The following is a 25,803-nucleotide window of genomic DNA, read 5'->3' as shown; positions in this document are numbered from 1 at the left end:
CCGACGGCCATCCTCTCAGGCGGGTGCGACAGCCTCGATCACCGTGGCGAACAGCTCGTCGCAGACGGCGACTTCCGGCCGCAGCCCTGCCGCCGCCACGATCCCGGCGGCGTTGCCGGTCTGGCGTTCGCCGGTCTCGAAGAGCAGGCGCCCACCCGGCGCCAGCCAGGACGGCGCCCCGGCGGCCACGCGGCGCAGCACGTCCAGGCCGTCGGCGCCGCCGTCCAGCGCGGTGCGCGCCTCGTGCAGCCGCGCCTCGGCGGGCAGCAGCGGGATCTCGTCGCTGGGTACGTACGGCACGTTCGCCAGCAGCACGTCCACCCGCCCGCGCAGGCGGGAGGGCAGCGCGGCGAACAGGTCGCCGCAGTGGACCTGTCCGCGGGAGGGGGCGAGGTTGCGGCGGGCGCAGGCGACGGCCGCGGGGTCGACGTCGGCCGCGTGCACCGCGGCGACGGCACGGCCGCGTGCGGCGGCGACCGCCGTCAGCGCGGCGCCGAGCGCGCCGGAGCCGCAGCACAGGTCGACGACCACCGCTTCGTCCGGTGCTCCGTCGGCGGCCCGCCGGACCAGGAACTCGGTGCGGCGTCGCGGCACGAACACGCCGGGGTCGACGGCGATCCGTGCGCCGCAGAACTCGGCCCAGCCCAGCACGTGTTCGAGTGGCAGGCCGGACGCGCGCCGCCGGATCATGCGGTCGAGGTCGTCGGGCGTGGGCGCCGCGTCGAGGAGGAGCCGCGCCTCGTCCTCGGCGTAGACGCAGCCCGCGGCGCGGAGTCGGGCGACGGCGGAGGGGTAGGCGGGGTCGGGAGAGCGCGGTGCGGAGGAGCGTGGTGAGGGAGAGGGCAACGGAGGGGGGCCTTTCGACACGTGGTGAGGGCCCCGTCCTCACTCGTGCGGGCTGCCGCCGGCACGTCGGCGAGGAGGGAGCGCCCAGCCTGCTGCTGCGGGGATGGGGCTCACCTCCTCGGTCGGTCCACTGCTGGTGCCCGCCACACTACCCGACGCACCCAAGGGGGCGCATACCGTGCAACCCACGTGCTTCGTACGCCCCCTTGGGGACAGAATCGTTTCCGTGTCACCATCACTCCGCCACATTCCGCAAACGGAAGGTAACGCTGTGACACGTAAACCGGGGGGAGGAGCGATACGCGTGCTGGTGCTGCACGAATCGCACCTCATGAGGTCGGCTCTCACGTCCCTCCTGGGCACGGAGCGCGACTTCGAGGTCGCCTCGGCCTCGTGGAACGACTCCGCGCAGGGCCTCACGTCGGCCGACCCGCGGGTGTGCCTGGCGGACGCGGAGTGTTCCGGCGTGGACCGGCTGACGCCGGGCGGCACCCTCGCCGGGCAGGTGGGCGGCCCGGAACGGGGGCTCGTGGTGCTCGCGCACCCGGACCGGCCCGGCATGCTGCGCCGCGCCTTCGCCGCCCGCGCCCAGGGGTACGTCAGCAAGCACGCACTCCCCCAGCGTTTAGTCGACGCCATCCGTCGGGTCTCCCGGGGCGAGCGATTCGTGGACGAGTCGCTCGCCTTCTCGTTTCTGGAGGCGGCCGAGATGCCGCTGACGCCGCGTGAGCTGAGCGTGCTGGAGATCGCGGCGAGCGGGGAGTCCGTCGCGGGCACCGCCGCGCGCCTGCACCTGTCGCAGGGCACGGTGCGCAACTACGTGGCGGCGGCGGTCCGCAAGACCGGGGCGCGCAACAAGGTCGACGCCATCCGTATCGCCCAGACCGCGGGCTGGCTCTGAGCCCGGCCCCTCACGTTGCCCGCTCACAACCCGGCGCAGGGCCGGCGTGTCGGGCGGCGCTCCCGCCGACCGGCCGGCCCCTGCTCACGCCCGGGTCGGGTGCCAGTGGCCGACGAGTTCGGCGTAGAGGGGGGAGCGGGCGAGCAGCTCGTCGTGCGTGCCGCACAGGGCGCGGTCCCCGTCGAGGACGAGCACGCGGTCCGCGCGGAGGGCGGAGCTGATCCGGTGGGCCACCACGATCACGGTCCCAGGCCGTTCGGCGAACGCCCGCTCCGCGCGGGCCTCGGCGACCGGGTCGAGGTGACACGTCGCCTCGTCCAGCAGCACCAGCGGCGCGGGCGACAGGTGCGCCCGCGCCAGCGCGATCAGCTGCCGCTCGCCCTGCGACAGTGCCGCCGGATCGACCTCCCCGTCGTACCCGCCGAGCCGCTCCACCAGCGCACCGAGCCCGACCGCCTCGGCGGAACGCCGCACGGCGGCGCCGTCGAGAGGCGAGCCGTCCGGGCACAGGTAGGCGAGGTTGTCGCGCAGCGAACCGCCGAACACGTACGCCTGCTGCGGGATCAGCACCCGGTCGGCCGACGCCTCCGGGCCGCCCGGGGGCCGCACGGGCACGCCGTCCACGCGCACCGTTCCCCGCGCGGGCTCCAGCAGGCCGGCGACCAGGCCGGTGAGCGTCGACTTGCCGATGCCGCTCGGTCCGACGACGGCGAGGAACCGGCCCGGCTCCACGTCCAGGTCGAGGTCCTGGAGCACGGGGCGCGCGGTCGGCCCGTACGCGAACGTCACCCCGCGCAGGGCCACGTGAGGGCCGGGGCCGGGGGAGTGCGTGCGGGGGGCGGGCACGGGTTTCGCGGGCGGCGCGGCCGGTGCCGCCGACGCGCCGGAGGCGTGCCGGTCTCCGCCCGACGGATGCCGGTCTCCGGTGAAGGTGAGCCGGTCGAGGACGACGAGCAGCCGCGTACCGGCCGCCCCCAGGGCGTTGATCAGCGTGTGGAGTGCCGGAAGCAGCGATTGGGTGAGGAAGGTGAGCGCCCCCAGCAGCTCCCCGGCGGTGACGCCCGCGTCGAGCAGCCACGGCGTGCACACCAGCAGCAGCACCACGGGGAGTTGCCCGGCGACGCCGAGGGCGAGGTTGCGGGCGGCGGCCCAGCGGGCGAGGGCGGTACTCGCCCGCCGCCCGTCCTCGATCAGCACGTCCGCCTCCCGCGCGATCCGCTCCTCCGCGCCGCACGCGGTGACGTCGCGCAGGCCGGCCGCCGCGGCCCCGAAGCGGCCGGACACCGCCTCGTCCGCGTCGAGGAACTGCCGTTGGCGTACGGCGGTCGGCGCGAGCGTCCAGGTGAACAGCGCCAGGCCAAGGGCCAGCGGCGGCAGCACGACGAGGAGCAGCAGCGGCGCGAGCGCGGCCAGGCCGACCAGCGCGCCCAGCGCGGTGAAGACGAACGACCGGGTGACGAGGACGAGTCCGGCGAAGCCGTCGCGGGCGATCTCCGTCTGACTGGTGAGCCGGGAGACCGCCGTGGTGTCCACCCGGGCGGGCGCGCCGACGGCGGCGTGCAGCGTACGGGCGACCACGCGGCGCACCAGCCCGTCGCGCAACGGCTCGACCAGGTCGGCCAGGTGGCGGAAGACGCCGCGGGTGGCGAGACCGCCGGCCAGCACGGCCAGCGCGCCGACCGCGAGCCAGGCCAGGCCGACCCCGGTGCGGCCGGCGAGGAAGCCGTCGTCCATGGCGCGGGCCACGCCGTACCCGCCGAGGAACGTCTGCCCGGACTCCAGCAGCGACCACGCGCCGAGCCGCACCAGCGGGCGCAGCCGTCGCCGCAGGAACGTCCGCGCCTGCGGAGCGACCCGCCGCCATGCGCCCCGCCCCGGGCGGTCGTGCGCCGCGGCACGCGTGCCGCGGGGCGCGTCGGCCCGGGTGCCCGCCGGGTTGCCGGGCGCCGTCCGTGCGCCCTCGGCCTCGTCGCGCGCCCTGGTCTCCGTGTCGGCACTCATCGCCCGCCCTCCCCTTCGTCGGGCGTGGCGGAGGTGCGGGAAGGACCCGGCACCCCGCCGGGTGCCGGGGCCGCCCATGCCCTAGGCGACGCCCTCCGCGCAGGGGCCGTCCCCGGTGTCCGCCCGGCGCGGGGGGCCACCGGAGGGCCCGGAACGGCCCGGTGCCAGCCACCGGGCCGGGGCCGGCCGTTCGGCTCGGTCGTGAGGGTGCGGGCCGTGGTGGGGCGCGGCGAGGTGAGCGCAGGCCGGAGCCCCGCATCCGCCGGGCGGAGGGCGGGGGGCGGGTCGCCGGTGTCGCGCGCTCGCCGCACGCTGGTGCGCCGGCGGACCGAGGGTCGTTCGGGCGGCATGCTCATCGTGTCCCTCCGCGCTTCTCCGCAGCGCCGGGCTCGGCCGGGGGGCCCGGTGAGTCCGGCGGCGTGAGGGACGACGTTTCGGGGCCGGTGTCCTTGGGGCTGGTGTCGGTGGGTCCGGTGTCCGTGGGTCCGTTCTCCGTGGCGGCGAAGACGGCGCGATAGGCCGGGTCGTGCCACAGGTCGGCGTGGCGGCCGACTGCCCGGATGCGTCCGGCGTCGAGCCAGGCGACGGCGTCCGCGCGGGCCGCCGAGGAGACACGGTGGGCGACCAGCAGCCGTGTCCCGGGCCGTACTTCGTGCGCGAGGGCGCGGCCGACCTGCATCTCGGTGACGCTGTCCAGACTGGACGTCGCGTCGTCCAGCACCAGCAGGCGCCCGGCCTGCACGAACGCCCGCGCCAGGCCCAGGCGTTGCAGCTCGCCGCCGGACAGCGGCGCCGCCGCCACGGCCGTGTCGTACCCGTCCGGGAGGCGCCGCACGAAGCCGTCGGCGCCCGCCGCACGTGCCGCGGCCGTGACCTCGTCGCGGGGCGGCGGGTGGGGGCCGAAGCCGACGGCGTCGCCGACCGTCGTCCCGAAGAGCGCGGGCCGCTCGAACGCGTACCCCACTTCGGCGCGCAGCTCGTCCGCGCCGAGGTCGCGCAGCGGCACGCCGTCCAGCAGCACCTCGCCGCGTTCCGGGTCCTCCAGCCGTCCGGCGACGGCCGCGAGCAGCGACTTGCCGGAGCCCGACCTGCCGACGACGGCCACGGTCGTCCCCCCGGGCACGACCAGGTCGACGCCGTCCAGGACGGTCCGGCCGTCCCGGGTCACCGCCACGTCCCGCAGCTCCAGCCGGCCCGGCGCCCGTCCCTGCTCCGGCCGCTCGCCGGGCGTCGGCGGCAGTCGCCGCGTCCCGTGGGGCACCGCAGGTACGGCCAGCACGTCGGTGAGGCGGGTCGCGGCGGCGCGCCCGCGCACCAGCGCGTCCAGCCGTCCCGCGAACGCCCCGATGCCCGCGGCGAGTACGCAGTACCGCGCGGCGGCGAGCAGGTCGCCGACGCTGACCGCGTCCGCCGCCAGCCGCAGACCGCCGGTCGCGAGGACCGCCGTGGTGAGCAGCGGCGCGAGGATGCCGCTGCCGACCATGGCCCGCCCGTACACGTGCCACATCCGCCGCCCGTGGGCGCCGAGTTCGGCGAGCGGGCGCAGCACCCGCGCCTGTTCACGGCCGACGGTGCCGGCGGCCGCGACGGTCGCGGCGCCGCCCAGTGCCTCGACCAGCGTCGCGGCGATCCGGCCTTGCGTCTCCTGGTAGCGCCCGACGCTCTCGGAGGAGCTGCGGGCGAAGGCGCGGAGCAGCAGCACGAGCAGCGGTACGCCCGCGAGGAAGACGGCGGCCAGCCAGAGGTCGACGACGGCGAGGGCGATCAGTCCGCCGACGGGCGTGACGAGGGTCGCCACTGCCGCGGCTCCGGCGGCCGGGGCGGTGCCCGCGTCGGTGGCGTTGGCGCCGAGACGGGTGACCAGGTCGCCGGGGGCGAACCGGGCGGCGCCGCGCGGCCCGAGGGCCAGCAGGTGGGTGAACGTGCGGCGCCGCAGCCACGCGGTGCCGCGTGCGCCGAGCACGCCGGTGAGCAGCGCTCCCGCCGCGGCGAACAGCATCTCGGCGGCGATCAGGGCCCCGCAGAGCGCGAACAGGGTGACCGGCCGTTCTCCGGCGAGCAGCCGGTCCAGGGTGTGGCCGAGGACGGCCGGCAGCGTCAGGGCGACGGCGGACTCGGCGAGTTCGAGCAGGAGCAGGGCGCCGGTGCCGGTCCTGCTCGCGGCGGCGGCCTGCCACAGCAGCCGGACGGGGCCGACGGCCTGCGGCCCGTCCTGCGCGTCCCGTCCGCGTGACGGGCGCGATGGGACGGTCTCACGCGTCGGCGCGGCCATGCGTGGTCCTCCGGTTCTGTTCCCGGTTCCGTTCCGTTTCCGTCGCCTGCTCCGGCCGGGGGACGAGGCAGGCGGGGGAGGCTGCAGGGGCGAGCAGGCAGGGGCGTGCCCCCGCCCGGTGGGCACCGGACGGGGGCACGCCCTGAGCGGGCCGAGCCTCAGTTGCAGGTGGTCAGGCTCAGGCTGCTGTCACCGCAGAGCAGGAGGCTGGCGCGGCTGCCGCCACCGGTCTCGAGGTCGCCGATGGCCTCGTCCTTGGGCGTCTCCATGGTCTGCAGGTCGAGAAGGGACATCTCGTTTCCTTTCTGAGCTGTTTCAGGGACGGTGTTTCTCCACGGCCCCTCACGGGACCGGGTTCTGGGGCCGCCGCTTCAGCGGCGGGAGGAACGGGAGGCTCGCGGTCGTGCGACCGTGCCCCTCCTCGTCCCGGTGGGGGGCGCCGGGCGCGCCGTACGCGCTGCCCAGCGCCAGCAGGCAGCCGGCGGTGCCGGTGCTCAGGTCCATCGAGAGGCGCATCATCTGCTCGCCGGGGAAGGCGAGTTCGTCCCGGTACGGCATGGCGGTCCAGGACAGCGCGTCGATCTGCCGCCGCAGGTCCGCCGCGCCGGTGCCGGGCCCGTCGGCGGTGGTCCGCGCCAGGTACAGCACCATTCCCGCGGCGCCCCGGAACAGGCCGGGCTGCGCGTAGAACTTCGCCTGGGCCGCGCGGACGATCTCCCGCCGTGCGTCGGCGAACCGTGCGTCGTCGCGGTGCGCCAGGTAGTCGTCCAGCACCATGCCGATGCCCACGCTGCCGGCGCCCAGGTACGGCATGGTGCGCCAGCCCTCGTTGACGGCGAGCGCCCCGCTGACGCTGCGCACGCACTGGTCCAGGTCGGCCCGCAGCGCGTCGGCGGCGAGGTCGAGCAGCGCGGGGTCGCCGGTCCGTTCGTAGCGGCGCACGAAGAACAGCGCCTCTCCGGTGCGGCCGCGCAGCAGCCCGGCGCGCGGGGTGCCGTCGCCGCGTGACGCGCCCGGTGTGGCCGTGCGTCCCGCGGCCCGGTCGGCGAGCAGGGCGGTGCAGCGTGCGGCCGCGTCCGCGAGTCCGCCGTCGCCGGTGCCGGCGGCGAGGGAGTCGAGGGCGAGTCCGACGCCGGCCAGTCCGCTGTGCAGGTCGGAGCCCAGCACCCGCCAGTCGTGCGCGGCGGCGACGGCCGCCAGGTCGAGGGCCTCGTCGGTGTGGCCCAGGCGGTGCAGGACCCAGCCGATGCCGGTGAGGCCGTCGTAGAAGCCGAGCGGGGTGCCGGAGGCGGGCTCCTTCATCCGGCGCAGCAGCCATTCCTCTGCGTCGGGCGCGCGGTCGGCGCCGGTCTCGGCGAGCGCGTGCAGGACGCCCGCCGTGCCGTAGCCGAAGGTGGCGCCACCGGAGGGGGTGGCGAACTGGGCGATGTCGCCCGGGAAGTAGCGGTCCTCGCGGTCCGGTGTGGCCGAGGCGAGCAGGGCGCGGATCATCGAGTCGCGGCTTCGCGGCCAGTCCGCCGGCTGCACCGGCAGATACGTCCCGGAGCCTCCGCTTCCCCTTCCGCTTCGGCTTCTTCCGCTTCCGCCTGAGCCGGTGTCCGCGGCCGGTTCCGTACCCCGGGTGATCTCCGCGACGGCCTCGTCGAGGAACGCACGCGGCACCGGGAAGTGGTCGGCGGCGATCTGCGCGAGATGCGCCGCCTTGCCCCGATCGAGCGCCAACAAGCTGGTCAGCGGCAGGAACAGGGCCAGTCTGAGGCAGGCCAGTGCGTACCGGTCGACCGCGAACCCCCGCCGGTCGGCCGGTGCCACGAACCCGGGGTTCGCGATGACCTGGCGGCGTCCGTCCGCGCCGGAGGTGGCGGCCTCGAAGTCAAGCAGCGCCACCGACGACTCGTCCTCGGACACCATGATGTTGAACAGATGCAGGTCGTTGAAGACCACGCCCCGCGCGTGCACCGCGTCGACGGCCTGCTCCACCAGTCCGTAGATCCGCAGCGCCCAGTCGGTGTACTCCGCGAGCGTCTCGGCGCTCGGGTCCGGCTCGATCAGCGGATGGCGGCGGGCGAAGAAGGTGTTCAGCGGCTTGCCCGGCAAGTATTCCAGCACCAGGAAGTGGTGGTCTCCGACCGTGAAGTGGTCGCGCACCTCCGGGGTCTGCGGTACACCGGACAGGCGTACCAGCGCGTCGCGTTCGCGTTCCAGCCGCTGCACGGCGTCCGCGCCGTCCGCGGCCAGCCCGGCGTGCGGGCGTGCCTCCTTGAGCACGACCTCCTCGCCGGTGCGGGTGTCGCGCCCGGCGTACACCCCGCCGCCGTTGGAGAAGTGCAGCGCCCGCTCGACCCGGTACGGCACGCCCTCGAACGTCGCGGCGGACCGCGCGTCCAGGTGCGGTCGCAGGAAGTCCGGCAGGTCCAGCCACTCGGGCAGGTGGAAGGCCGGCCCGCGCCGGTCCGGGACCAGCCGTCCACCGGGCTCCTCGATCGCCGGGCAGAGGTTCCCGTCGTCGTCGTAGGCGTTCCGCTCGGTGAAGCTGCCGTACCGCAGGTGCACCGGTCCGGCACCCCAGCGCAGGTCGCTGAGGATGTACGGCCCGGGTTCGCCGTCCAGCAGGGCGGCCAGGTCGCCGGCGATCCGCTCGCAGTCGGCGTCGTCCAGCGGGTAGACCGTCATGAACTTGCCGCTCGCGCCCCGGTCGGCGTACTTGGCGTTCCGGTTGTGCAGCAGGTAGCGGCTGGGCACGAACTTGAACGCCGTCGACCGCGCCACGCAGTAGTCCCACACCCGCTCCAGGACGCTTTCCGCGTTGGCCAGGCAGGCGGAGACGTGGATCTTCCAGCCCTGCGCCGGCAGCGTCGTCTCCAGCGGACGGTAGGCGAGCCAGTCGCCGGACCGGTGCCGCTGCCAGCCCTCGGGGGCGGGACGGTGCGCCGCCGCGTACAGCTCGCCGGCGGCCGCGCGGCCGGCGGTGACACGGTGCGGTGCGTCGTAGAACCGTCGGTCTGCGTCGCAGAAGACGGCGTAGCCCTTGCTCATCCCACCTCCCGTTGCGTTCGGGTGACGGGATGGAGACTGTCAGCGAGGAAGGGGCACGGAACAGTCGCAGGCGTCACGACTCACCCGTGCAGAATGCACATGCGCCGACGCGGAGAGTCAGCGCATGGATGACCGCGGAGCGTCAGAAATGGCTGGTCGGCGGGAGACGCGGGAGGATCAGCGCCGGTGGCGGCGCGGGGTGTAGCCGAAGCCGGTGTCGTGCTCCCACAGATGCGCACACGTGGGGCACTGGAGCTGCAGGCGCCGGCCCCGGTGCGCGAGCAGGTAGCGCCAGTGCTCGGTGCAGGCGCGCGGACCGGCGCAGTGCACGCAGCCGCGGTTGTCCGCACACCGCGGGCAGTCCACCCACGCGCGGCGGGACCTGTCGGCGTGCGGGTCAATCGGCAGCACGGCCCGGCTCCCGCGACGGCAGCACACCGGCCGCCACCAGCATGTCGTACGTGCGCTGCTGGTCCTCGTCCAGACCGGAGTAGAGGGCCGCGTACGCCTCTTCCTCGCCGCGCAGCGCCTCCACCGGGTCCCAGGTGTCACCGAGCGCCGCCATCACCTCGGCCCGGCGCTGCGCCTCGTGCGCGGTCAGGTCCAGCGCGAATATGTGGTGGTCGGCGTTCTCGGCCTTCCGCGGGCCGTGGTCCTGGCTCATGGCGTGCTCCGGGGGTGGTTCGTGCCCACCGTGCATATCAGACGACCACCCCGCCCCGGTATGTCCTGGCCCACACCCGTAGCGGGCTCAGAGGTCGTCGGGCAGTACGCGGAAGCAGCCGTGCTCGGGCCAGTCATGCGTTCAGGTCGAACCAGACGACCTTGGAGGCCGGGCCGGTCCGTTCCGCGTCCCAGGCGTCGGTCAGCAGGTCGAGCAGTTCCAGGCCGCGCCCGTCCTCGTCCAGTGCGCCCGCCTCCCGCCGTGTCGGCAGCGCCGGGTCCGCGTCGTGCACCTCCACCCGCACGCCGCCCGCGCGCCGTCGCAGCATGATGGTGCAGACCGTGTCCGGCACGTGCTTCACCACGTTCGCCAGCAGCTCGGTCACCCCCAGCTCGGCGACCTCCGCCGCCGGCGCCATCCCCCACGCCGTGAGGTAGGCGCGCACGATGCGCCGCACGTGCCGCGCGCTGTGAGCGCCGGGCGTCAGCCGCATCCGGTAGTAGTGCGACGGCTCCAGCAGGTGCGGCCGGTGATCCAGCACGTGGATTTCGGTGTTCATGAGGTCAGCCTGCACGCCGGGAACTACCCTCGGCTATGGATCGTGACCCAACGTGCAAGCAGTCGGATGGAGGCGGTGCCGCGTGGTGGCTCCCCGCGAACTCGACCCCTCGGCCTCGGCCCTGGACTACTTCGGCAGCGAACTGCGCCGCCTCCGCCTCCAGGCCGGTCTCAGCCAGGAACGCCTGGGCGAGATCGTCAACTACACCGGAGCGCTCGTCGGCCTGGTCGAGATGGCGAAGCGCCCGCCCAGCCGCGACTTCGCCGACCGCTGCGACGGCGCCCTCGGCGGCGCCGGCGTGCTGACGCGGCTGTGGCCGCTCGTCATCCGCAGCGGACTGCCGAGCTGGTTCCAGGACTACGCCGAACTGGAGGCCCGCGCGGTCGACATCCGCACCTACCAGGCCCAGGTCGTGCACGGCCTGCTCCAAACCGAGGAGTACGCCCGCGCCGTGCTGCGGCCCGCCCGCCCGGGCGATCTGGACGGCCTGACCGAAGCCCGCATGAAGCGGCAGGAGATCCTGCGCGGCGCCAACCCGCCCCGCCTGTGGATGGTCCTCGACGAAGCCGCGCTCCGCCGCCCCGTCGGCGGCCCGGAGGTCATGCGGACCCAACTCCGCCGCCTGTTGGATCACCGCGAGTCACCCCGCGTCGTCGTCCAGGTCCTGCCGTACAGCGCGGGCGCACACGCAAGCTTGAACGGGTCTCTTACCCTTCTCGACTTCGAGGAGGGGCCGGAGTTGGCCTACAACGAGGGGCACAGTGGTGGTCGATATCTGACTGAACCGAGCACAGTCGAACACTGTGGGCTGAAATACGATCTCCTTCGGGCCGCCGCGCTGTCTCCCGACGACTCGGCGGACTTCATCGTCCAGGTCCTGGAGGAGCTTTATGGGCAACGCGGCTGAGGCGCCACTGGCCTACTGGCGCAAGTCGAGCTACAGCGGAAGCGACGGCGGCGAGTGCGTGGAGGTGGCCGCGCAGTGGCGGAAGTCGTCCTACAGCGGTAGCCAGGGCGGTGATTGTGTGGAGGTCGCGCAGTTCGTCGGCGAGGTCGGGGTGCGTGACTCGAAGAACCCGGGCGGTCCTGTGCTCGCGTTCCCTGCCACTGTCTTCGAGGCGTTCACCTCCGCCGCCTGTGAGGGTGCGTTCGACGCCTGAGGAGACGACCCACCGCACCGAGCCCGGCGGCGCATGCTGCCGGGCTTTCGTGCGCTGAGCACCAGGTCGAGCAATCCGGGACCCGGGCAGCGAGGTCCCGGCGATGCCCGAACCCCAGGAAAAGACCCTCGGAGAGAACCCTTCCCCAACCAAACCCCGTTCGTGTCCCTCGTGCGGGTGACAATCGCTGACGGATGGTCACATGCGTCGCGGATCGGCATAGGCTCGCCGACGAGACAACCCACCCATAGGACGACCCCCGCCCGGGACTGCAATCCCAAACGAGGGTCTGACCACCTGGAAGTGAGCCCTTCCGATGGCTGAACAGCAGCTTAACGCGCCCGCGTGCGCCGGACACGGCGTTCCGCGAGCCGGTGTCGTCCACGTGCGGCACCGCCACACCGAACGCTTCACCGTGGTCGGCAACCACCTCGCCCAGCACGACGACCTGTCGCTCGTCGCGATCGGGCTCGCCGTCCACATCCAGTCCAGGCCGGACGGCGCTCTCGTCTCCATCCGTGCGCTGACGGCCCGCTTCCGCGAAGGCGAGGTCACCATCGCCCGCGCACTGCGCGAGCTGGAGGCCGCAGGCTACCTCCGCCGCACTGTCGAACGGCTCCCCAACGGCCGCCGCGTGACACGTACCGTCTTCTTCGACCTGCCCGAACACCTCGCCGTCTCCCAGGCGCCGCCGCCACGGCCGGCGAAGCCCGCGCCGCCGACGCCCAGGCCCCGGCCCGCCGCGAAGCCCGCCGGAGCCGAACCACCCGCGCACCCCGAGGCGTCGGACCTCCTGGCCCGGCTCCGTACGCACGACGCGCGTCTGTTGCTCAGCACTCGTGACGTCGCCCGCCTCGCGCCCGCCCTCTCCACCTGGCTGGAGCGGGGGTGGCGCCCGAGGCGGCCGTCCGCACTCTCAGCGCCGACCTTCCCGCCCACCCGATCCGCCGCCCGGCCGGACTCCTCGCCCACCGCCTGGCGGAGTGGCTGCCGCCCGCCCTCCCTGCCGAAGCCGCCGCACCCGCACCTACGGCCGCGCCACGCCCGCACCCCTTCCAGGACTGCGACGGCTGCGACCGTGTCTTCCGCGCCCCCACCCCCGGCCTCTGCCGCGACTGCGCCGAGGCCACGGTCACCATCACCGTCGCCTGAGTGCGTGCTCGACGTGGACGAGTTCCGGGATGTGGGGGAGGCGGTGCAGGCGGGCAGGACGCATGGCATCGACGTGCTGCTGTCCAACCCCTGCTTCGAACTGTGGCTGCTCCTCCACTTCGCCGACTACCGTTCACACGCCGAGTCGTACGACCGGCTGCTGCCGTACGTGAAGAAGAGACACGTCCCGGAGCACGACACGTCGCACCTCGCCTTCCGTTACTACCGGGACGGGTGGCGGGAGGCCGTGCGGCGGGCGAGGGAGCTGGCGCCCGAGGGCAAGGAGCGCGAGGTGAACCCCGCGACGGGCATGTGGCGGCTCGCCCTGGCCGTGGCGGGAACAGCAGGTGAGAGGCCGTCATGCTGAGGTCATCCATTGACATGGGCATCGTGGTGCTGGTGAGATACACGTTCCCCCACGTGTGAAGTCGTCTCCACATTCTTGGGGGAAGTGTGTTCAGAGTGCTCGGTGGAGCATGCGCTGGGTCGACTGGTGTCTTCGCCGCAGCCACGGTGTGTTCGACGGTTCGCTGTCACCGCTGCCCGTTACCAGTTCTGTAGCGACTGCCGCTGAGTCGAGCCCCCGCGCGGATGGCCTTGATGCGAGCGGAAGACCGGTCGTTGAGATGCCGTGCGAGCGCCGCGAGTACCCCAGCGTCTTCGCCAACCTCGATGGCGAACCTTCATCCGCAGGGCTTCGATGACCCCCGTACACGGGACACATCATCAGCCGGACCCCTTGGGTGGAAAATGAGTGACCCTGCACAGTTCAGCGATGATGCAATAGTTCGCTTCGTCTTCGCGCCGTTCATGCTGCTGGTTGGAACGTTGATTCTGAGTAACTGCAGACGGCTTATCGACTATGCCTATTTCAAGAGTCAGGGGCGCCTGCCGAGTGCGATCACGGTAGTCATGTTCCGATGTGGGGGCGCCATCTGGGTCACGATCGCGTTGACGCTACTACTGGGCCTTTGGTGATCACGATTCCTGCAAGGATGGATGCCATTCGCCTCATGTCTCGAAAAGCGCCAATCCGTATCCCTTCGTCATCGGCTGAAGCGAACACAAAGGTACAGTATGCCCCTTGGTGAAGAATCGACATTCACGAGCGTGTTCCTGATCGTGGCACCCGCGTTGATCGCCACGGTGGGATACGTTCTGCTCTTCAACTTCAGAGGTGCGGCAGACTATGTGTATCTCCGCATCCTGCAAAAGCTCTCCGCCGACGTGCCATTTGGTGCCCTCAAAGTATTCGCTGCATTCGCAGCGTTCATGGGTACGGTGGGCTTCGTCGCTGAGATGTAGGGCGTTCGTGAATGTCGAAGTCGCCCTGCTGTGCCGATGCTGTCGGCAAGGGATTGAGGTGAGAGGTGGATTTTTCAGGTGCATGTTTCTCGTAGACCGTCGCTGGGCCAACCCGAGTCGCTTCTTGCACTGTTCCGCCTGGCCAGGAGTTGCACGACTAGCCCACACGCAACCAGCCACATCGGAAGCGTGTGCACCCATGCGAGATCTTCCGGGCTGGCGACGGGTTGGATGTCGAACGCATCATACTTCTCATTGCTACGCCAATCGCACTCGTGGGTGCTATCACCTTAACGGTGCGGGCGGCGTGCAACGAGTTCACCTCATGATGACGTACTGCTTTCCCTGCCTGGAAACCTCATCATCGGTTCGACTGGCACCTGACTCCCCGCTCACTGGCGGATTTCCTGGTCTATGTGTCGTCTGATTCATGCGCAACTGAAAGTCGAGGACAGTGAAAATAATCGCGCTGCTCCCCTTGGTGCTGGGGCTCGTGCCGCTTCTTGCAGGGATCGCCCTCGTTGTCAACTTCAAAGGTTTCGGTGATCGGCTAAGTAGATCGACCAGGCTTATCGGCGTGGAAGTCAGGAGCTCGAGGGTTTTCCGTTCGGTGGGCATGGGGTGGATTACCGTCGGAATCTGCGGAGTTCTGTTTGGTGTGATGTACGCCGTGGCCGCTCTTCGGGCCCCGTGACCGGTACCTAGGGATGGGAGCCCTTGTCGGAAGACTGAACGGCTAGGCCCACGTCGGTGTTGCAGACGGTAGGTCGCCGTCAGGGTGAGCCAGGCTATCCCCGGCCCACTCCAACCCGCTTTTCACGATCCCCGCTTTCTCATACTGGCGTCACGTAAAGGTGGCTATGCTGATACTCGGTAAGAGTGAGCTGACGCCGCTCGCTGAGGCTCTCTTCGTGTGTGCTGCGAGTATATTCTTCTGTGTGTGTGGATATCGGTTCGTGGTGAGCTCTCGGAAACAGAATGGGCGATTGCTCAACAGTTTGAGGAACCTCTCGGGTGAGAGTGCGCGCAGTGATCGCGAGAACAAGATCATGAGCATGATCATGGGGGTCGGGTTTCTCTTCCTTGGTGTGGTATCCGGAATTATGGGAGCCTTTCTGGCGGTGTCCCAATGGTGAGGGGCACGCCGCTCGCCGCCCCCGGAGTCATAACGAGTGGTGTCGAGTCTCCTCGGAGGTCACCATTGTGGGATGCGTGATCGCCTTGACCTGCCAGGTGGACTGCGGCTGCGTCCATGGCAGCCATCCGATGTCCGCGCTGTGTTGGGGGCGTTCGAAGAGCCCGTGATGCAACGCCAGGCCGACGCTCCCCTCACGTCGACCGAGGCCGCCGAGCAATGGCTCTGCAGGCGACGGAAGCAGTGGCTGGACGGTGCCGCGTACAGCTTCGCCGTCACCGACGGCGAAGACATGGCACTGGGTGGCGCCACGGTGAGCAACCTCAATCTGGAGCACTCCACCGGATGGATCTCCTACTGGACGACCTCTGCCGCGCGGGGGAGGCGCGTGGCATCGCAGGGGTGCCGGGCGCTCGTGGAGTGGTGCTTCGCAGAACTGGCTCTGTTCCGCCTGGAGTTGGGGCACCGGACCGACAACCCTGCCTCCTGCCGCGTCGCACTGGCGGCGGGCTTCGCCGTCGAGGGCCTCCAGCGGGGGAAGCTCGTCTACGACGGCGTTCGCCACGATGTGGAGACCCACGCACGCCTGGCGACGGACACCCCACCGCGAGAGGCGCCGGGGCCGCATCGAGGTCCCGGCCCGTGACGCTGTGCGTCGGGAACGTGTCTGCCGGGTGAGCAGCGGGCCGTCACGGGGAGGGGACGGCTGTTGAGGCGGGTGGGCCGGGGGTGCGGTCGGTAGAATCCCGGCGACCGGGGACGTGACCCTGCGGGGGTGTCGTGTCGTGCTGCAAGTGGAATTCTCGCGCGGGGAGCTGGCGCGGCTGCGGGTCGCCGAGGGTGCGGACCCGATGTGGGAGGTCGTGCTCAGCCTGCATCTGCTGCAGAACCAGCAGGCGGCGCTGACGTTCGACCCGTGGCGCCGTGAGGTGCGGGCGGCGCTGGAGCGGGCCGGACTGACCGGTGTCGTCCAGGACCTGATGCGCGTCTGCCCGGCCGCACCGTACTTCCCGGACTTCCTCACGCCCGGGCGCGGCGAGACCGGCGTCGACTTCGAGGCGGCCGTGGAGCGGGTGCTGTCCACCCCGAGGCGGCGGCTCGCCGCCGAACTGGAGCGGCTGCACACGTACTCCGGCGGGCCGGTGCCGTCCGGGCTGCGGTCGCTGGCCGCCGGTGAACCGGAGGCGCTGCGCCGGCTGGGCACGGGGCTGCGCCGGTACTACGAGGTGGCGGTGGCGCCGTACGGGCCGGCGATACGGGCGCAGGCCGCCGCCGACCGGTCGCGGCGCGGCGAAGTGGCCCTCGCCGGCGGCGCGGAGGGGCTGCTCGCCAGCTACACCGAGCTGCCCGGCTGGCAGGCGCGCGGCGACACGCTGCTGGCGCCGTACCCGGTGCGGCGTGAACTGCACCTCGCCGGACGCACGTTGACGCTGGTGCCGAGCTTCTTCTGCGTCCGCACCCCGCTCGCCCTGGTGGACGAGGAGCTGCCGCCGGTGCTGGTGCATCCGCTGTCGCCCACGCCCGGCTGGCTGCTGCGCACCCGGCAGGGCCGGGCCACGCCCCCGGTCGCGCAGCTCATCGGCGCCTCGCGCGCGCGGATGCTGGAGCTGCTGGGCAGGCCGATGACGACGACCGCCCTGGCCGCCGCGATGGACTTGGCGCCGTCGACCGCCAGCCGGCACGCGTCGGTGCTGCGCGAGGCGGGGCTGCTCACGACCAGCCGGCACGGTACGCACGTGCTGCACCGCAGGACGCCGCTCGGACGGGCGCTGCTGGACGGCCCGCCGCCCTGACGGCGGCTCCCGCCCTCTGCGGACGCCCGAGGGCCGCGGTCCCGACGGGACCGCGGCCCTCGGCTGGGGAGAGGGACTTCAGCAGGTGGGGACGCCCGGCAACCAGGCGTCGGAGACGTCGATGAAGATGTTGGAGAGGTAGCCGCCGTAGGCGGGCACGTACGACCAGGCGTCGTTGCTGTAGCCGTCGTAGTTGACCATCTGGCCCCGCACCTGGCATTCGACGCGCACCGTGGTCGGGCCGCCGAGGGTGCCGACGACGGCGGAGTCCGTGGTGGCGGCCTCGCGGATGTTCACGCCGGAGCCCCAGGTCGGGAAGGGCGTCCCGGTGCCGCCGCCACCGCCGCCGACCAGCGACATGTAGTAGTTCCAGTCCCAGTGGGGGCCGGGGTCGGTGTGGTCGTTGCCGGGGACCTCGTGGTGGCCGACGATGTGCGCGCGGTCCTTGGGGATGCCGTACCGGTCGGCGAGGTGCTTGGTCAGCGCGGCGGAGGAGCGGTACATGGCGTCGGTGAACCAGGACGGGTCGTCGACGTAGCCCTCGTGCTCGATGCCGACGGAGTACGGGTTGCCCGAGCGGGCGTGCCAGGCGGTGTCCCCGTCACGGACCATCTGCGTGACGTCGCCGTCGGAGGAACGGATCACGTAGTGGGCGCTCACCTGGGCGGACGGGTTCTGGAACCAGCTGATGGTCCCGCCGTACGAGCCCTGCGTCACGTGCACCACGATGTGGGTGATCGCGGAGGACCGGCCGGACGAGTAGTTGCTGGAGCTGGCCGCGACCCAGTGGGCCGGCGGGTAGTCGGCGCTCTGGATGCCCGGCAGGCGGGACACCTCGGCGTACCGGCCGCGCTCGGGCGCCACGTCCTGCGGCGCGACCTGCACCCTCTCGCCGCCGGCGACGAAGGTGCGGAGGCCGTCGGACAGGATGCCGTAGACCGCGTCCGCGTACAGGCGGGCGGCCTGGTCGCTGTCCGCGGTGCCGTAGCGGGCGACCGCGCGGTACCACGCGTCGGTGTCGTCGCGTTCGGCCGCGTCCAGGCCGAGGTCGTCGGCGAGGTCGCGGAGGACGGCGGCGCCGCCGCGGATGTTGGCCGGGGTCTCGTCCTTGAGGTCGCCGACGGACTCGCCGGTGAGCTTCGCGGCGCGCTCCAGGCTGTGCCGCTCCGGGTTGCTCACCAGGTGCATCACGCCGTAGCCGTTCGCGTGGCTGGGCGCGCCGTCGTGGCCGTCCAGGTGGGTCTCGCCGTAGCCGACGGCCACCAGCAGGTCGCGGGGGACGTCGAACTCGGCGGCGGCGTCGGCGAACGCGGTGTTCACCGCGTTCCCGGCCGGCCCGCGGGGGCCGTCGGGGGCGGGGGCGGCGGTCGCGGCCTGCACGCCCGTGGTCAGCGACAGCGCGACGGCCATGCCGAGGATCGTGCCTCGGGAGCGTCTGAACACCTTCCAGGTCATCGACTCGTCTCCGCTCTCGGCGCGGGTGGGGGGATACGGCGCAGCCGCGTGCGCCGGGAGACGCGGACCGCCGGACCACTGGCACACCGGCAGACGGGTCGGCGCGGCCCCGGGAGGCGGTGGTCCCCGCCATGGTGCGGGGTGACTCTGTCAGGTACAAGACATTGCGTCTCGAACGAAAGGCCGCGCCGGGGCGCTGTACGGCCCGGAGCGGCCCTCATCGTTGCCGGTGGGTCCGGTGGCCGCGACGTCTGCGCAGCGCCTCGGCCAGCGCGGCGCTCAACTCCCGCGGCATCCGTGTCGATCCGTCCGTGGTGGCCACCAGGGAACCGGCCACGGTGCGCAGCTTGGTGTTGGTGTGCTGGGAGACCTCCACCAGTACGTCCCACGCCGAGTGCGGCGTGCAGCGGCACATGACCATCACCATGCCGCGCGCCTGGTCGATCACGGCGCGGCTCTCGATCGCCTGCTGGAGCTGCCCGACCTCGTCGCGCAGCCGTTCGACCTCGGCCTCCAGGGCGACCCGGCGTGCCGCGCTCCGAAGAGCGTTCCGGCCCTCGCCGTCGGTGTGGCCGTCGGCGTGGCCGCCGGTGTGCCCGTCGCCGTCCACGGACGCCGGTCCTCCGGCCGGACCCGCGCCGTCCGGTACGACGGTGTCCCGGCCGCCCTCGGCATCACGCTCTGTGTCGTCGAAGGTGCTCATTCCTCGTCCTCGGTAACGGTGGCCCCGGCGCGCGCCGACAGGGCGCGGTCGCCGGAAGGCCGGTGGGGAAGGGGTACGTCGCGGTGCGGGACGGCAGGCGGGGAGGCACCTCGGGACGGCGGGCGAGGAGAGGAGTCGCCCGACGACAAAGCGGCGCCGGAGGCTGTGAGGTCCCAACCTCCGGCGCCTTCGCACTGGCAACCGGTTGCTCGCGCGTATGCCGTCCCGGTAGCCGTGACACGGCGCCTCGAAACCGCCCCGGTCCGGTCAGAATCGCTTCGCCGGACGGACGCGCGGCCGGGCGGAGGGCCCGACCCGGGCGGAGGATCCGGGTGCGGGCACCGCGCAGCCGGGTGAGGGTGGGCCGCCCCGGGCGTCGTACCCGGCCGGAGTGCGGCGAGCGCCCGACGCCGGGGGCTGCGCGGCGGTGGCGCCGGAGGGCGCCTGCGCGGAGGTTCGGGTGGGCGCAAGGGTCACGGCGGGGTCCTCTCCCATCGACTGCCCGGACAGGGACAGCGCGGGAGAGGACACACAGACCCGGACCCGGCGCCGTCGGCGCCGCGCCTGGTCACACGGAAGCGGAGAACTCCCGCGCTGTGTGCCTCCCGATCTGAAGCACTGATCACACCGCTGCCCCGCCCCGAACAGCCCAAACACTCACCCGCGGCCGGGGGCCGCGACGGAGGGTGTGGCGTCGGTCACCGGCCGGCGCGCAGGCAGGCCGGTGGGGAGACCACGAGCCCGACCGGGAGACGGCCGGTGCGCCCGGACCCGCACGAGGGGCCGGGGCGGGAGTCAGCGTGCGCCGGGGATCTCGCCGGTCTCGGTCACCCGGCGTGCGATGTCCCGGAGCTTGACGTTCTGGTCCTGCGAGCTCTTGCGCAGGACCGCGAAGGCTTCGGCCTCGGAGACCTTGTACCGCTCCATGAGGATGCCCAGGGCCTCGCCGATCTCGCTGCGCGACTCCAGCGCCGTGGCGAGCTGGGCGTGGCTGCGGGCGCTGGAGAGGGCGACCGCCGCGTGCGAGGCGAGCAGCCAGCCCGCCTGCTCGGACTCCTGGCTGAAGGTGCGCGGCTCGGCCGCGTACATGTCGAGCGCGCCGAGGTTGTCGTCCTCGGTGTAGAGCAGGATGCCCATCATGGAGCCGATGCCGAGCTGCCGGGCCCGTGGCGCGTAGCGGGGCCACCGCCCCACGTTGGTCGTCATGTCCTTGATGCGGTAGATCTCGTTGCGCTTGCGGGCCGCGTCGAAGCACGGCCCCTGGGCGTACTCCCCCTGGGCCGCGTCCGACTCCCGCACGAGCCGGTGGGTCGACGCCAGGGTGCGGACCTTCCTGCCGCCCTCGACGGTGAGGATGCCGGCGTAGTCGCAGCCGTCCACGAGCCGCACGGCGTTGTCCACGATCAGGTCGAGGGTGTCCTGCACGGTCTCCTGGGCCAGCAGGTTCCGGGCCAGTTCCGCCAGGTGGGAGGCGAAGTCCTTCCACGAGCTGTCGTCCACTGCCGTCCTCTCCGTCGGTGGTTCTCCCGGGCTCTGCCTCTTCCTCGGGTGAGGAGCGGCACCGGGGCGACGCCCCTCACCGTCCATTTAACCTCCGGGCCCCGTTCGCGGCTCTGCCGCACCGGCGGACGGCGTGAGGCGGGCGTGAGGCGGCCGGCGGCCCGTCCGGCCGGAAACGGGCGGAGGCCCCTCGCTCGGCGAGGGGCCTCCGGTGTCTGTGCGCCGTCAGGGACTCGAACCCCGGACCCGCTGATTAAGAGTCAGCTGCTCTAACCAACTGAGCTAACGGCGCGTGTCGACGGAGGAAATACTACCTGGTCCCGGGCGGTGCTCGTGACCACGGGCTCCCACCCCCTTTGTGTCGTTACGTCCTCAGATGGCCAGGGAGAGCATCACGGGGGCGGCGCGTTCGTTGAGGGTTTCGGCGGCGGTGCGCAGGCGGTGGGCGTGTTCGACGGGGAGCGAGAGGGCGAGGCAGCCCACGGCGGTGCCGGCGGTGACGGGCACGGCGGCGCAGACGGTGCCCACCGCGTACTCCTGGAGGTCGAGCACGGGGACGGTGGGCGGCTGTCTGTCCAGGGTGTTCAGCAGGAACTGCTCGTCGGTGATCGTCCGCGAGGTGAGGCGGGCGGTGCGGTGCCGGGAGAGGTGATCCCGGCGCCCGTCGTGGTCGAGCTGGCCCAGCAGGCATTTGCCGATCGCGGTCGCGTGCCCGGCCGAGCGGAAGTCGACCCACTCGTTGGCCGCCGGGGTCTCCGGGCTGTCGGCGCAGCGCATGATCTCCACCTCGCCGTCCGCGTAGCGGCTCAGGTAGACCGCCGCGCCGAGGGTGTCGCGCAGCTCGGAGAGCGTCCGGTCGATGCGGTCGCGCAGCGCCCGCTCCCGGTCGCCGCCGGAGGAGAGCAGCACCAGCGACTCGCCGACGACGTACGCGTCGTCCTCGACCTGTTCGAGGTAGCCCTCGCGACGCAGCATCAGCAGCAGATGGGAGAGGTGGCCGGGCGGCAGGCCGGTGTCCCGGAGGAGTCGCTCCTCGTCGATGCCGCCCGGATGTCGGGCGACCGTCTCCAGTACGCGCAGGGCGTACTGGACCGAGTGCGTGCGCGCCGTCGGATCGGGCCGGAGTGTCACGGAAGACCCCCTGGAAGGTAGTGACCATCCGCTGCGTTGCCGAAGCGGGGGGTGACGGGCATGCGTACACGATAACCGTCAACACCCGTCCGTGCGCGGGGTGTTGCCACCTTCGTCATATGCCGACAGCACGGAAGCGGAATATGGGGGGCCGGTGAAGGCCGGAAAGAACGGACGGCCGCGGCGCCGCGCCCCGGGGGGCACGGCACCGCGGCCGTCCGGCGGGGCGGGTCAGAGCACCGCGCTGAGGAACTCGCGGGTGCGCTCGTGCTCCGGGTCGGTGAAGATCTTCTCCGGCGCGCCGGACTCGATCACCCGACCGGAGTCGAACATCAGCACGTCGTCGGAGATGTCCCGCGCGAAGTTCATCTCGTGGGTGACGACGAGCATCGTGATGTCCGTGGTGTGCGCGATGTCGCGCAGCACGTCCAGGACCCCGGCCACCAGCTCCGGGTCGAGCGCCGAGGTGACCTCGTCCAGCAGCAGCACCTGCGGGCGCATCGCCAGCGCGCGGGCGATGGCCACGCGCTGCTGCTGACCGCCGGAGAGCTGCGTGGGGTACTTGTCGATGTGCTCGGTGAGCCCGACCAGTTCCAGCAGCTCGCGGGCGCGCTGCTCCGCCTCGTCCTTGGACATGCCCAGGACGTGCACCGGCGCCTCGGTGATGTTGCGGAGCACCTTCATGTTGGGGAACAGGTTGAACTGCTGGAAGACCATGCCGATCTTCTTGCGCACCTCGCGGACGTGCTTCTCGCCCGCCGGGACGAGCTGGCCGCCCTTCTGCTCGTGCGTGAGGTAGTCGCCGGCGACCTTGATGGTGCCGTCGTCCGGCTTGAGCAGGGTCATCAGCAGTCTCAGGATCGTGGTCTTGCCCGATCCCGAGGGGCCGATCAGCGTGACGTGCTTGCCGGAGGAGACGGTGAAGTCCAGGTTGTCCAGGACGACGTTGCTCCCGAAGCGCTTGGTCACGCCGTCGAAGCGGATGAGCTCGCTTCCGTCCACGGACGGGTTCGTGGTGGCTTTCGAAGGGGTGTGGTCACTGGACAAGACGACGCTCCAGAGCTCGAAGAAGAACGGATGCCGGGTACGCGATGACGATGAACGCGATACCGACGACGGTGATGGCCTCCGTGGTGAAGGTCTCGTTGCTGAAGGCCGACGCCTCTCCGAACATCTCGAAGGCGCCGATGACCGCGATCTGCGGCGAGTCCTTCAGCATGGACACCACGTAGTTGCCCAGTGCGGGCACGACCCGGCGGATGGCCTGCGGCAGGATCACCGACGTCCAGGTGCGGACCTTCGGCAGACTCAGCGCGGTGGCGGCCTCCCACTGGCCGACCGGCACACCGTTGATGCCGGCGCGGTAGACCTCGGCCGTGTACGTGGAGTAGTGCAGGCCGAGGCCGATCACACCGGTGGTGAGCGGCGACATCGCAGGACCCCACTCGGGCACCACGTAGAACAGGAAGAACAGCTGCACCAGCAGCGGCGTGTTCCGGATGAACTCCGTGAACGCCGTCACCGGCCAGCTGATCCAGACCTTCTCGGAGCGCTGCGCGATGGCCCAGACCAGGCCGAGCGTGAACGCGATGAGCGAGCCCAGCAGCAGCGCCTGGAAGGTGACGATCACACCGTCCCAGAAGCGAGGCATGAACTCCTCGACGACACTCCAGTCCCATGCCTCGTTCATGCCGCGCCTCCCGCGCCGTGACTACGGGCTTCCGTGCTCATGCCGGTGGGGTTCAGCCGCCGGCTCAGCAGGCCGCCCTTCTTCTCCGGCTTCTGGCCGATGCCCGCCTTGGCCTGCCGCTCCAGGGCGCGCATGCCGCGGGTGAGCGCGAAGGCGATGACGAAGTACAGGACCAGGATCAGGGTGTAGATCGGCGCGCTCTCCACGTCGACGATCCTGATCAGGTTCGCCGCGAACAGCATGTCGGCGACGGTGATGGTGGAGACCAGCGCCGTGCCCTTGAGCAGTTCGATCAGCAGGTTGTTGAACGGCGGCACCATCTCGGGCCAGGCCTGCGGGATCTCGACCCGCCGCAGCCGCTGCATCTTGGTGAAGCTCAGTGCGATCCCCGCCTCGCGCTGAGCAGGTGCCACCGCGGCGAGGGCGCCGCGCACGATCTCCGAGCCGTAGGCCCCGTAGGTGAGGCCCAGCGCGAGCACGCCCGCGAACATCGGCACGAACTGGAGGTTCAGCAGTGTGGGCACCGCGAAGACCATCCAGAACATCATCACCAGCGCCGAGGTCCCGCGGAAGATCTCGAAGTAGGCGCCGGAGAGGAAGCGGACGATCCACACGTCCGAGGTGCGCAGGATGCCGACGACGAACGACACCACGGCGGCCAGCGCCGCGCTGTACAGGAGTACCTGGATGGTGATCCAGATGCCTGGCAGGAACCAGGTCGTGAACATGCCTGAGGTCATCATCAGGAGCACAGCTCCTTCGCCGTCAGATCGGTCATCTCGTCCTTCGTGAAGCCGAAGGGGCTCATCAGCTTGAGCAGACCGGCGTAGTCGTCCGCCTTGACCTTCAGCAGCTCCTCGTTGAAGGCGTCACGCAGGTTCTTCTCCGACAGGCGGAAGGCGAAGCCGCCCGCGCCGTACATCGGCTCTCCGTCGACGTACGGCTGGAAGGCGTCGGTCGCCTCGACGCGGTCGGAGCCCTTCACCGCCCGCGTCACCGTGATGTTGGTGCCGGCGAACGCGGCGACCCGGCCGGAGCTGACCGCGCTCACGCCGGCCACCTGGTCGGGAAGGATGAGCAGGTCGCTCTCCTTCACGCCGTTGCCCAGCGCGTAGTCGATCTCGGCGTACGCCTCACCGGTGGCGAGCTTCAGCCCCTGCTCGGCGATCTCCTTGTAGGTCTTGATGCCCTTCGGATTGCCCTTCGGCACGATGAAGGAGTCGAGCATGATGTAGTCGGGGTCCGCGAAGAGCACCTGCTCACAGCGGACCGGGTTGATGTACATGCCCGCCGCGACCGTGTCGAACTGCTGGGCCTTCAGCCCGGGGATCAGCGCGCTGAACTCGACCGGGACGGCCTGGGTCTCCGGCACGCCCAGCTTCTCGAAGATGTACTTGGCGATGGCGGGAGCCTCACCCGTGGCCTCGCCCTCCTTGTTGACGAAGCCGTACGGCGGCTCGCTGGCGATGCCGAGCCGGACCACGCCCTTGTCCTGCAGGCGCTTGAGCAGGTCGCCCCCTTCGACCTTTCCCTGCGGCGGTGCGATGGTGCACCCCGCCGCGCCGAACGCACCGAACGCCGCCGCTCCTGCAAGGAGTGAGCGACGGCCGATACCTTTTCCTTCGAATGGCGTTCTCGCCCTGAGTGGTGGAGCCATGGGCGCGCGGCTACCCAAGCTGAGGTAAAGCATGCAGATCGTTTCCAGCCCTTGATGACACCGTTGTGGGCTTGACGACGGCGCCGGTATTGACAGGTCGCGCCAGTATTGACGGGCAGGGAGAAGATCCCCGCCCGACACGACGGCGGGGTCACCCGTCGGCACCGCCCCGGGGTACCGCACCGGGCCAGAACGTGAGAGGGAGGCAGCATGCCGGACCGCTTCATCGAAGTGTCCCTGGACAAGCGAGGGGTGAGCTGCACGGCCAGGCTCCTCGACGATCGCGCGCCGATCACCTGTGACGCGGTGTGGAACGCGCTGCCCCTCGGCGGCGACGTGTACCACGCCAAGTACGCGCGCAACGAGATCTACGCCCTCATCCCGCCGTTCGCCCCGGAGGAACCCCCGCTGGAGAATCCCACCATCACGCCCATCCCCGGCGACCTGTGCTACTTCACCTTCACCGACACGCAGTTGGGCACGAAGTCCTACGGCTACGAGACCGAGGCCAAGCACCAGGGACGCACCACCGTCGTGGACCTCGCGCTGTTCTACGAGCGCAACAACCTGCTGATCAACGGTGACGCGGGGTGGGTGCCCGGCATCGTGTGGGGGGCGGTCGTGGACGGCCTCGACCGGATGGCCGACGCCTGCCAGGACCTGTGGCGGGCCGGCGCGCTCGGCGAGACGCTCAACTTCCGCCGCGCCTGACCCACGTCTGACCCGCGCCCCGCACAGGCACGTACGGCCCCCCGCCCGGAGGCGGGGGGCCGTAGGCGTACCCGAGGGCGTGCCGTCCGTGTCCGAGGCCGCGGGGTCCGAGGCCGGAGGCGGCCGGGCCGG

The 25,803-nt window shown here is 71.7% G+C and carries 24 protein-coding genes and 1 tRNA gene; 8 read left to right on the top strand and 17 right to left on the bottom strand.

The window, feature by feature from the left end; all coding sequences use genetic code 11:
* Positions 1–15: 15 nt before the first annotated feature.
* Positions 16–846 carry a putative protein N(5)-glutamine methyltransferase gene (locus RM572_RS03435; protein WP_311671741.1) on the bottom strand — a complete coding sequence of 277 codons (831 nt, stop codon included), beginning with the start codon at positions 844–846 and terminating at the stop codon, positions 16–18.
* Positions 847–1,150: 304 nt separating this feature from the next.
* Here RM572_RS03435 and RM572_RS03430 point away from each other — a divergent pair, with 304 nt between their 5' ends.
* Positions 1,151–1,747, top strand: coding sequence for a response regulator transcription factor (locus RM572_RS03430; protein ID WP_311671740.1), 597 nt, complete (start codon positions 1,151–1,153; stop codon positions 1,745–1,747).
* 84 nt (positions 1,748–1,831) lie between these two features.
* On the opposite strand, the gene RM572_RS03425 is transcribed toward RM572_RS03430, so the two are convergent.
* The 7 genes from RM572_RS03425 to RM572_RS03395 all read right to left on the bottom strand — a co-directional run bounded on the left by RM572_RS03425 (position 1,832) and on the right by RM572_RS03395 (position 10,279).
* Positions 1,832–3,748, bottom strand: a complete 1,917-nt coding sequence (locus RM572_RS03425) for an ABC transporter ATP-binding protein (protein ID WP_311671739.1) — start codon at positions 3,746–3,748, stop codon at positions 1,832–1,834.
* Positions 3,749–4,100: 352 nt separating this feature from the next.
* A complete protein-coding gene (locus RM572_RS03420; protein WP_311671738.1) occupies positions 4,101–6,020 on the bottom strand; it encodes an ABC transporter ATP-binding protein in 1,920 nt (639 codons plus the stop codon).
* A 158-nt stretch (positions 6,021–6,178) separates the two neighbouring features.
* Positions 6,179–6,313, bottom strand: coding sequence for a SapB/AmfS family lanthipeptide (locus RM572_RS03415; RefSeq protein ID WP_023530017.1), 135 nt, complete (start codon positions 6,311–6,313; stop codon positions 6,179–6,181).
* A 49-nt stretch (positions 6,314–6,362) separates the two neighbouring features.
* Positions 6,363–9,056 carry a class III lanthionine synthetase LanKC gene (gene lanKC, locus RM572_RS03410; protein WP_311671737.1) on the bottom strand — a complete coding sequence of 898 codons (2,694 nt, stop codon included), beginning with the start codon at positions 9,054–9,056 and terminating at the stop codon, positions 6,363–6,365.
* A 177-nt stretch (positions 9,057–9,233) separates the two neighbouring features.
* Entirely contained in the window at positions 9,234–9,467 is a 234-nt protein-coding gene (locus RM572_RS03405) for a hypothetical protein (protein ID WP_136183982.1), read from the bottom strand.
* Positions 9,454–9,720 (bottom strand): DUF6400 family protein, encoded by a 267-nt coding sequence (locus RM572_RS03400; protein WP_311671736.1) that lies wholly within the window; start codon positions 9,718–9,720, stop codon positions 9,454–9,456. Before RM572_RS03400 ends, RM572_RS03405 begins: the two co-directional genes overlap by 14 nt.
* A 133-nt stretch (positions 9,721–9,853) precedes the next feature.
* Complete coding sequence (locus tag RM572_RS03395) at positions 9,854–10,279, bottom strand: ATP-binding protein (protein ID WP_311671735.1); 426 nt, start codon at positions 10,277–10,279, stop codon at positions 9,854–9,856.
* An 82-nt stretch (positions 10,280–10,361) separates the two neighbouring features.
* Here RM572_RS03395 and RM572_RS03390 point away from each other — a divergent pair, with 82 nt between their 5' ends.
* The 6 genes from RM572_RS03390 to RM572_RS03365 all read left to right on the top strand — a co-directional run bounded on the left by RM572_RS03390 (position 10,362) and on the right by RM572_RS03365 (position 16,824).
* Complete coding sequence (locus RM572_RS03390) at positions 10,362–11,186, top strand: helix-turn-helix domain-containing protein (RefSeq protein WP_311671734.1); 825 nt, start codon at positions 10,362–10,364, stop codon at positions 11,184–11,186.
* On the top strand, positions 11,170–11,439 hold the full coding sequence (locus RM572_RS03385) for a DUF397 domain-containing protein (protein ID WP_311671733.1): 270 nt from the start codon (positions 11,170–11,172) through the stop codon (positions 11,437–11,439). Before RM572_RS03390 ends, RM572_RS03385 begins: the two co-directional genes overlap by 17 nt.
* Before the next feature lie 316 nt (positions 11,440–11,755).
* Positions 11,756–12,958 (top strand): RloB domain-containing protein, encoded by a 1,203-nt coding sequence (locus tag RM572_RS03380; protein ID WP_311671732.1) that lies wholly within the window; start codon positions 11,756–11,758, stop codon positions 12,956–12,958.
* A gap of 743 nt (positions 12,959–13,701) precedes the next feature.
* Positions 13,702–13,896, top strand: a complete 195-nt coding sequence (locus RM572_RS03375; protein ID WP_311671731.1) for a hypothetical protein — start codon at positions 13,702–13,704, stop codon at positions 13,894–13,896.
* A gap of 1,208 nt (positions 13,897–15,104) precedes the next feature.
* A complete protein-coding gene (locus RM572_RS03370; protein ID WP_311671730.1) occupies positions 15,105–15,677 on the top strand; it encodes a GNAT family N-acetyltransferase in 573 nt (190 codons plus the stop codon).
* Positions 15,678–15,816: 139 nt separating this feature from the next.
* Positions 15,817–16,824, top strand: a complete 1,008-nt coding sequence (locus RM572_RS03365; protein ID WP_311671729.1) for a helix-turn-helix domain-containing protein — start codon at positions 15,817–15,819, stop codon at positions 16,822–16,824.
* 78 nt (positions 16,825–16,902) lie between these two features.
* On the opposite strand, the gene RM572_RS03360 is transcribed toward RM572_RS03365, so the two are convergent.
* The 9 genes from RM572_RS03360 to ehuB form a co-directional block, all read right to left on the bottom strand.
* On the bottom strand, positions 16,903–18,279 hold the full coding sequence (locus RM572_RS03360) for an N-acetylmuramoyl-L-alanine amidase (RefSeq protein ID WP_311671728.1): 1,377 nt from the start codon (positions 18,277–18,279) through the stop codon (positions 16,903–16,905).
* Positions 18,280–18,496: 217 nt separating this feature from the next.
* A complete protein-coding gene (locus RM572_RS03355) occupies positions 18,497–18,982 on the bottom strand; it encodes an ANTAR domain-containing protein (RefSeq protein WP_311671727.1) in 486 nt (161 codons plus the stop codon).
* Positions 18,983–19,777: 795 nt separating this feature from the next.
* Entirely contained in the window at positions 19,778–20,482 is a 705-nt protein-coding gene (locus tag RM572_RS03350) for a GAF and ANTAR domain-containing protein (protein ID WP_311671726.1), read from the bottom strand.
* A gap of 218 nt (positions 20,483–20,700) precedes the next feature.
* Positions 20,701–20,774: transfer RNA gene (locus tag RM572_RS03345), tRNA-Lys, on the bottom strand.
* An 80-nt stretch (positions 20,775–20,854) separates the two neighbouring features.
* Positions 20,855–21,613: an IclR family transcriptional regulator gene (locus tag RM572_RS03340; RefSeq protein ID WP_136183996.1), complete on the bottom strand. Its 759-nt coding sequence runs from the start codon at positions 21,611–21,613 to the stop codon at positions 20,855–20,857.
* Between the two features lie 231 nt (positions 21,614–21,844).
* Positions 21,845–22,615 carry an ectoine/hydroxyectoine ABC transporter ATP-binding protein EhuA gene (gene ehuA, locus RM572_RS03335; protein ID WP_394813501.1) on the bottom strand — a complete coding sequence of 257 codons (771 nt, stop codon included), beginning with the start codon at positions 22,613–22,615 and terminating at the stop codon, positions 21,845–21,847.
* A 34-nt stretch (positions 22,616–22,649) separates the two neighbouring features.
* Complete coding sequence (ehuD, locus tag RM572_RS03330; RefSeq protein ID WP_027763527.1) at positions 22,650–23,303, bottom strand: ectoine/hydroxyectoine ABC transporter permease subunit EhuD; 654 nt, start codon at positions 23,301–23,303, stop codon at positions 22,650–22,652.
* Positions 23,300–24,043 (bottom strand): ectoine/hydroxyectoine ABC transporter permease subunit EhuC, encoded by a 744-nt coding sequence (gene ehuC / locus RM572_RS03325; RefSeq protein ID WP_027763528.1) that lies wholly within the window; start codon positions 24,041–24,043, stop codon positions 23,300–23,302. The genes ehuD and ehuC overlap by 4 nt, the downstream gene beginning before the upstream one ends.
* Positions 24,044–24,045: 2 nt before the next feature.
* Positions 24,046–24,960 carry an ectoine/hydroxyectoine ABC transporter substrate-binding protein EhuB gene (ehuB, locus tag RM572_RS03320; protein ID WP_311671724.1) on the bottom strand — a complete coding sequence of 305 codons (915 nt, stop codon included), beginning with the start codon at positions 24,958–24,960 and terminating at the stop codon, positions 24,046–24,048.
* 210 nt (positions 24,961–25,170) lie between these two features.
* On the opposite strand from ehuB, the gene RM572_RS03315 reads away from it, so the two are divergent.
* Positions 25,171–25,671 carry a DUF3830 family protein gene (locus RM572_RS03315; RefSeq protein ID WP_311671723.1) on the top strand — a complete coding sequence of 167 codons (501 nt, stop codon included), beginning with the start codon at positions 25,171–25,173 and terminating at the stop codon, positions 25,669–25,671.
* Positions 25,672–25,803 lie beyond the last annotated feature (132 nt).

Origin of the sequence: Streptomyces hazeniae, assembly GCF_031845485.1 — a bacterium.
Taxonomy (GTDB): domain Bacteria; phylum Actinomycetota; class Actinomycetes; order Streptomycetales; family Streptomycetaceae; genus Streptomyces; species Streptomyces hazeniae.
The sequence above is the reverse complement of the archived record's forward strand: the minus strand, read 5'-3'. Positions and strand labels throughout refer to the sequence as shown.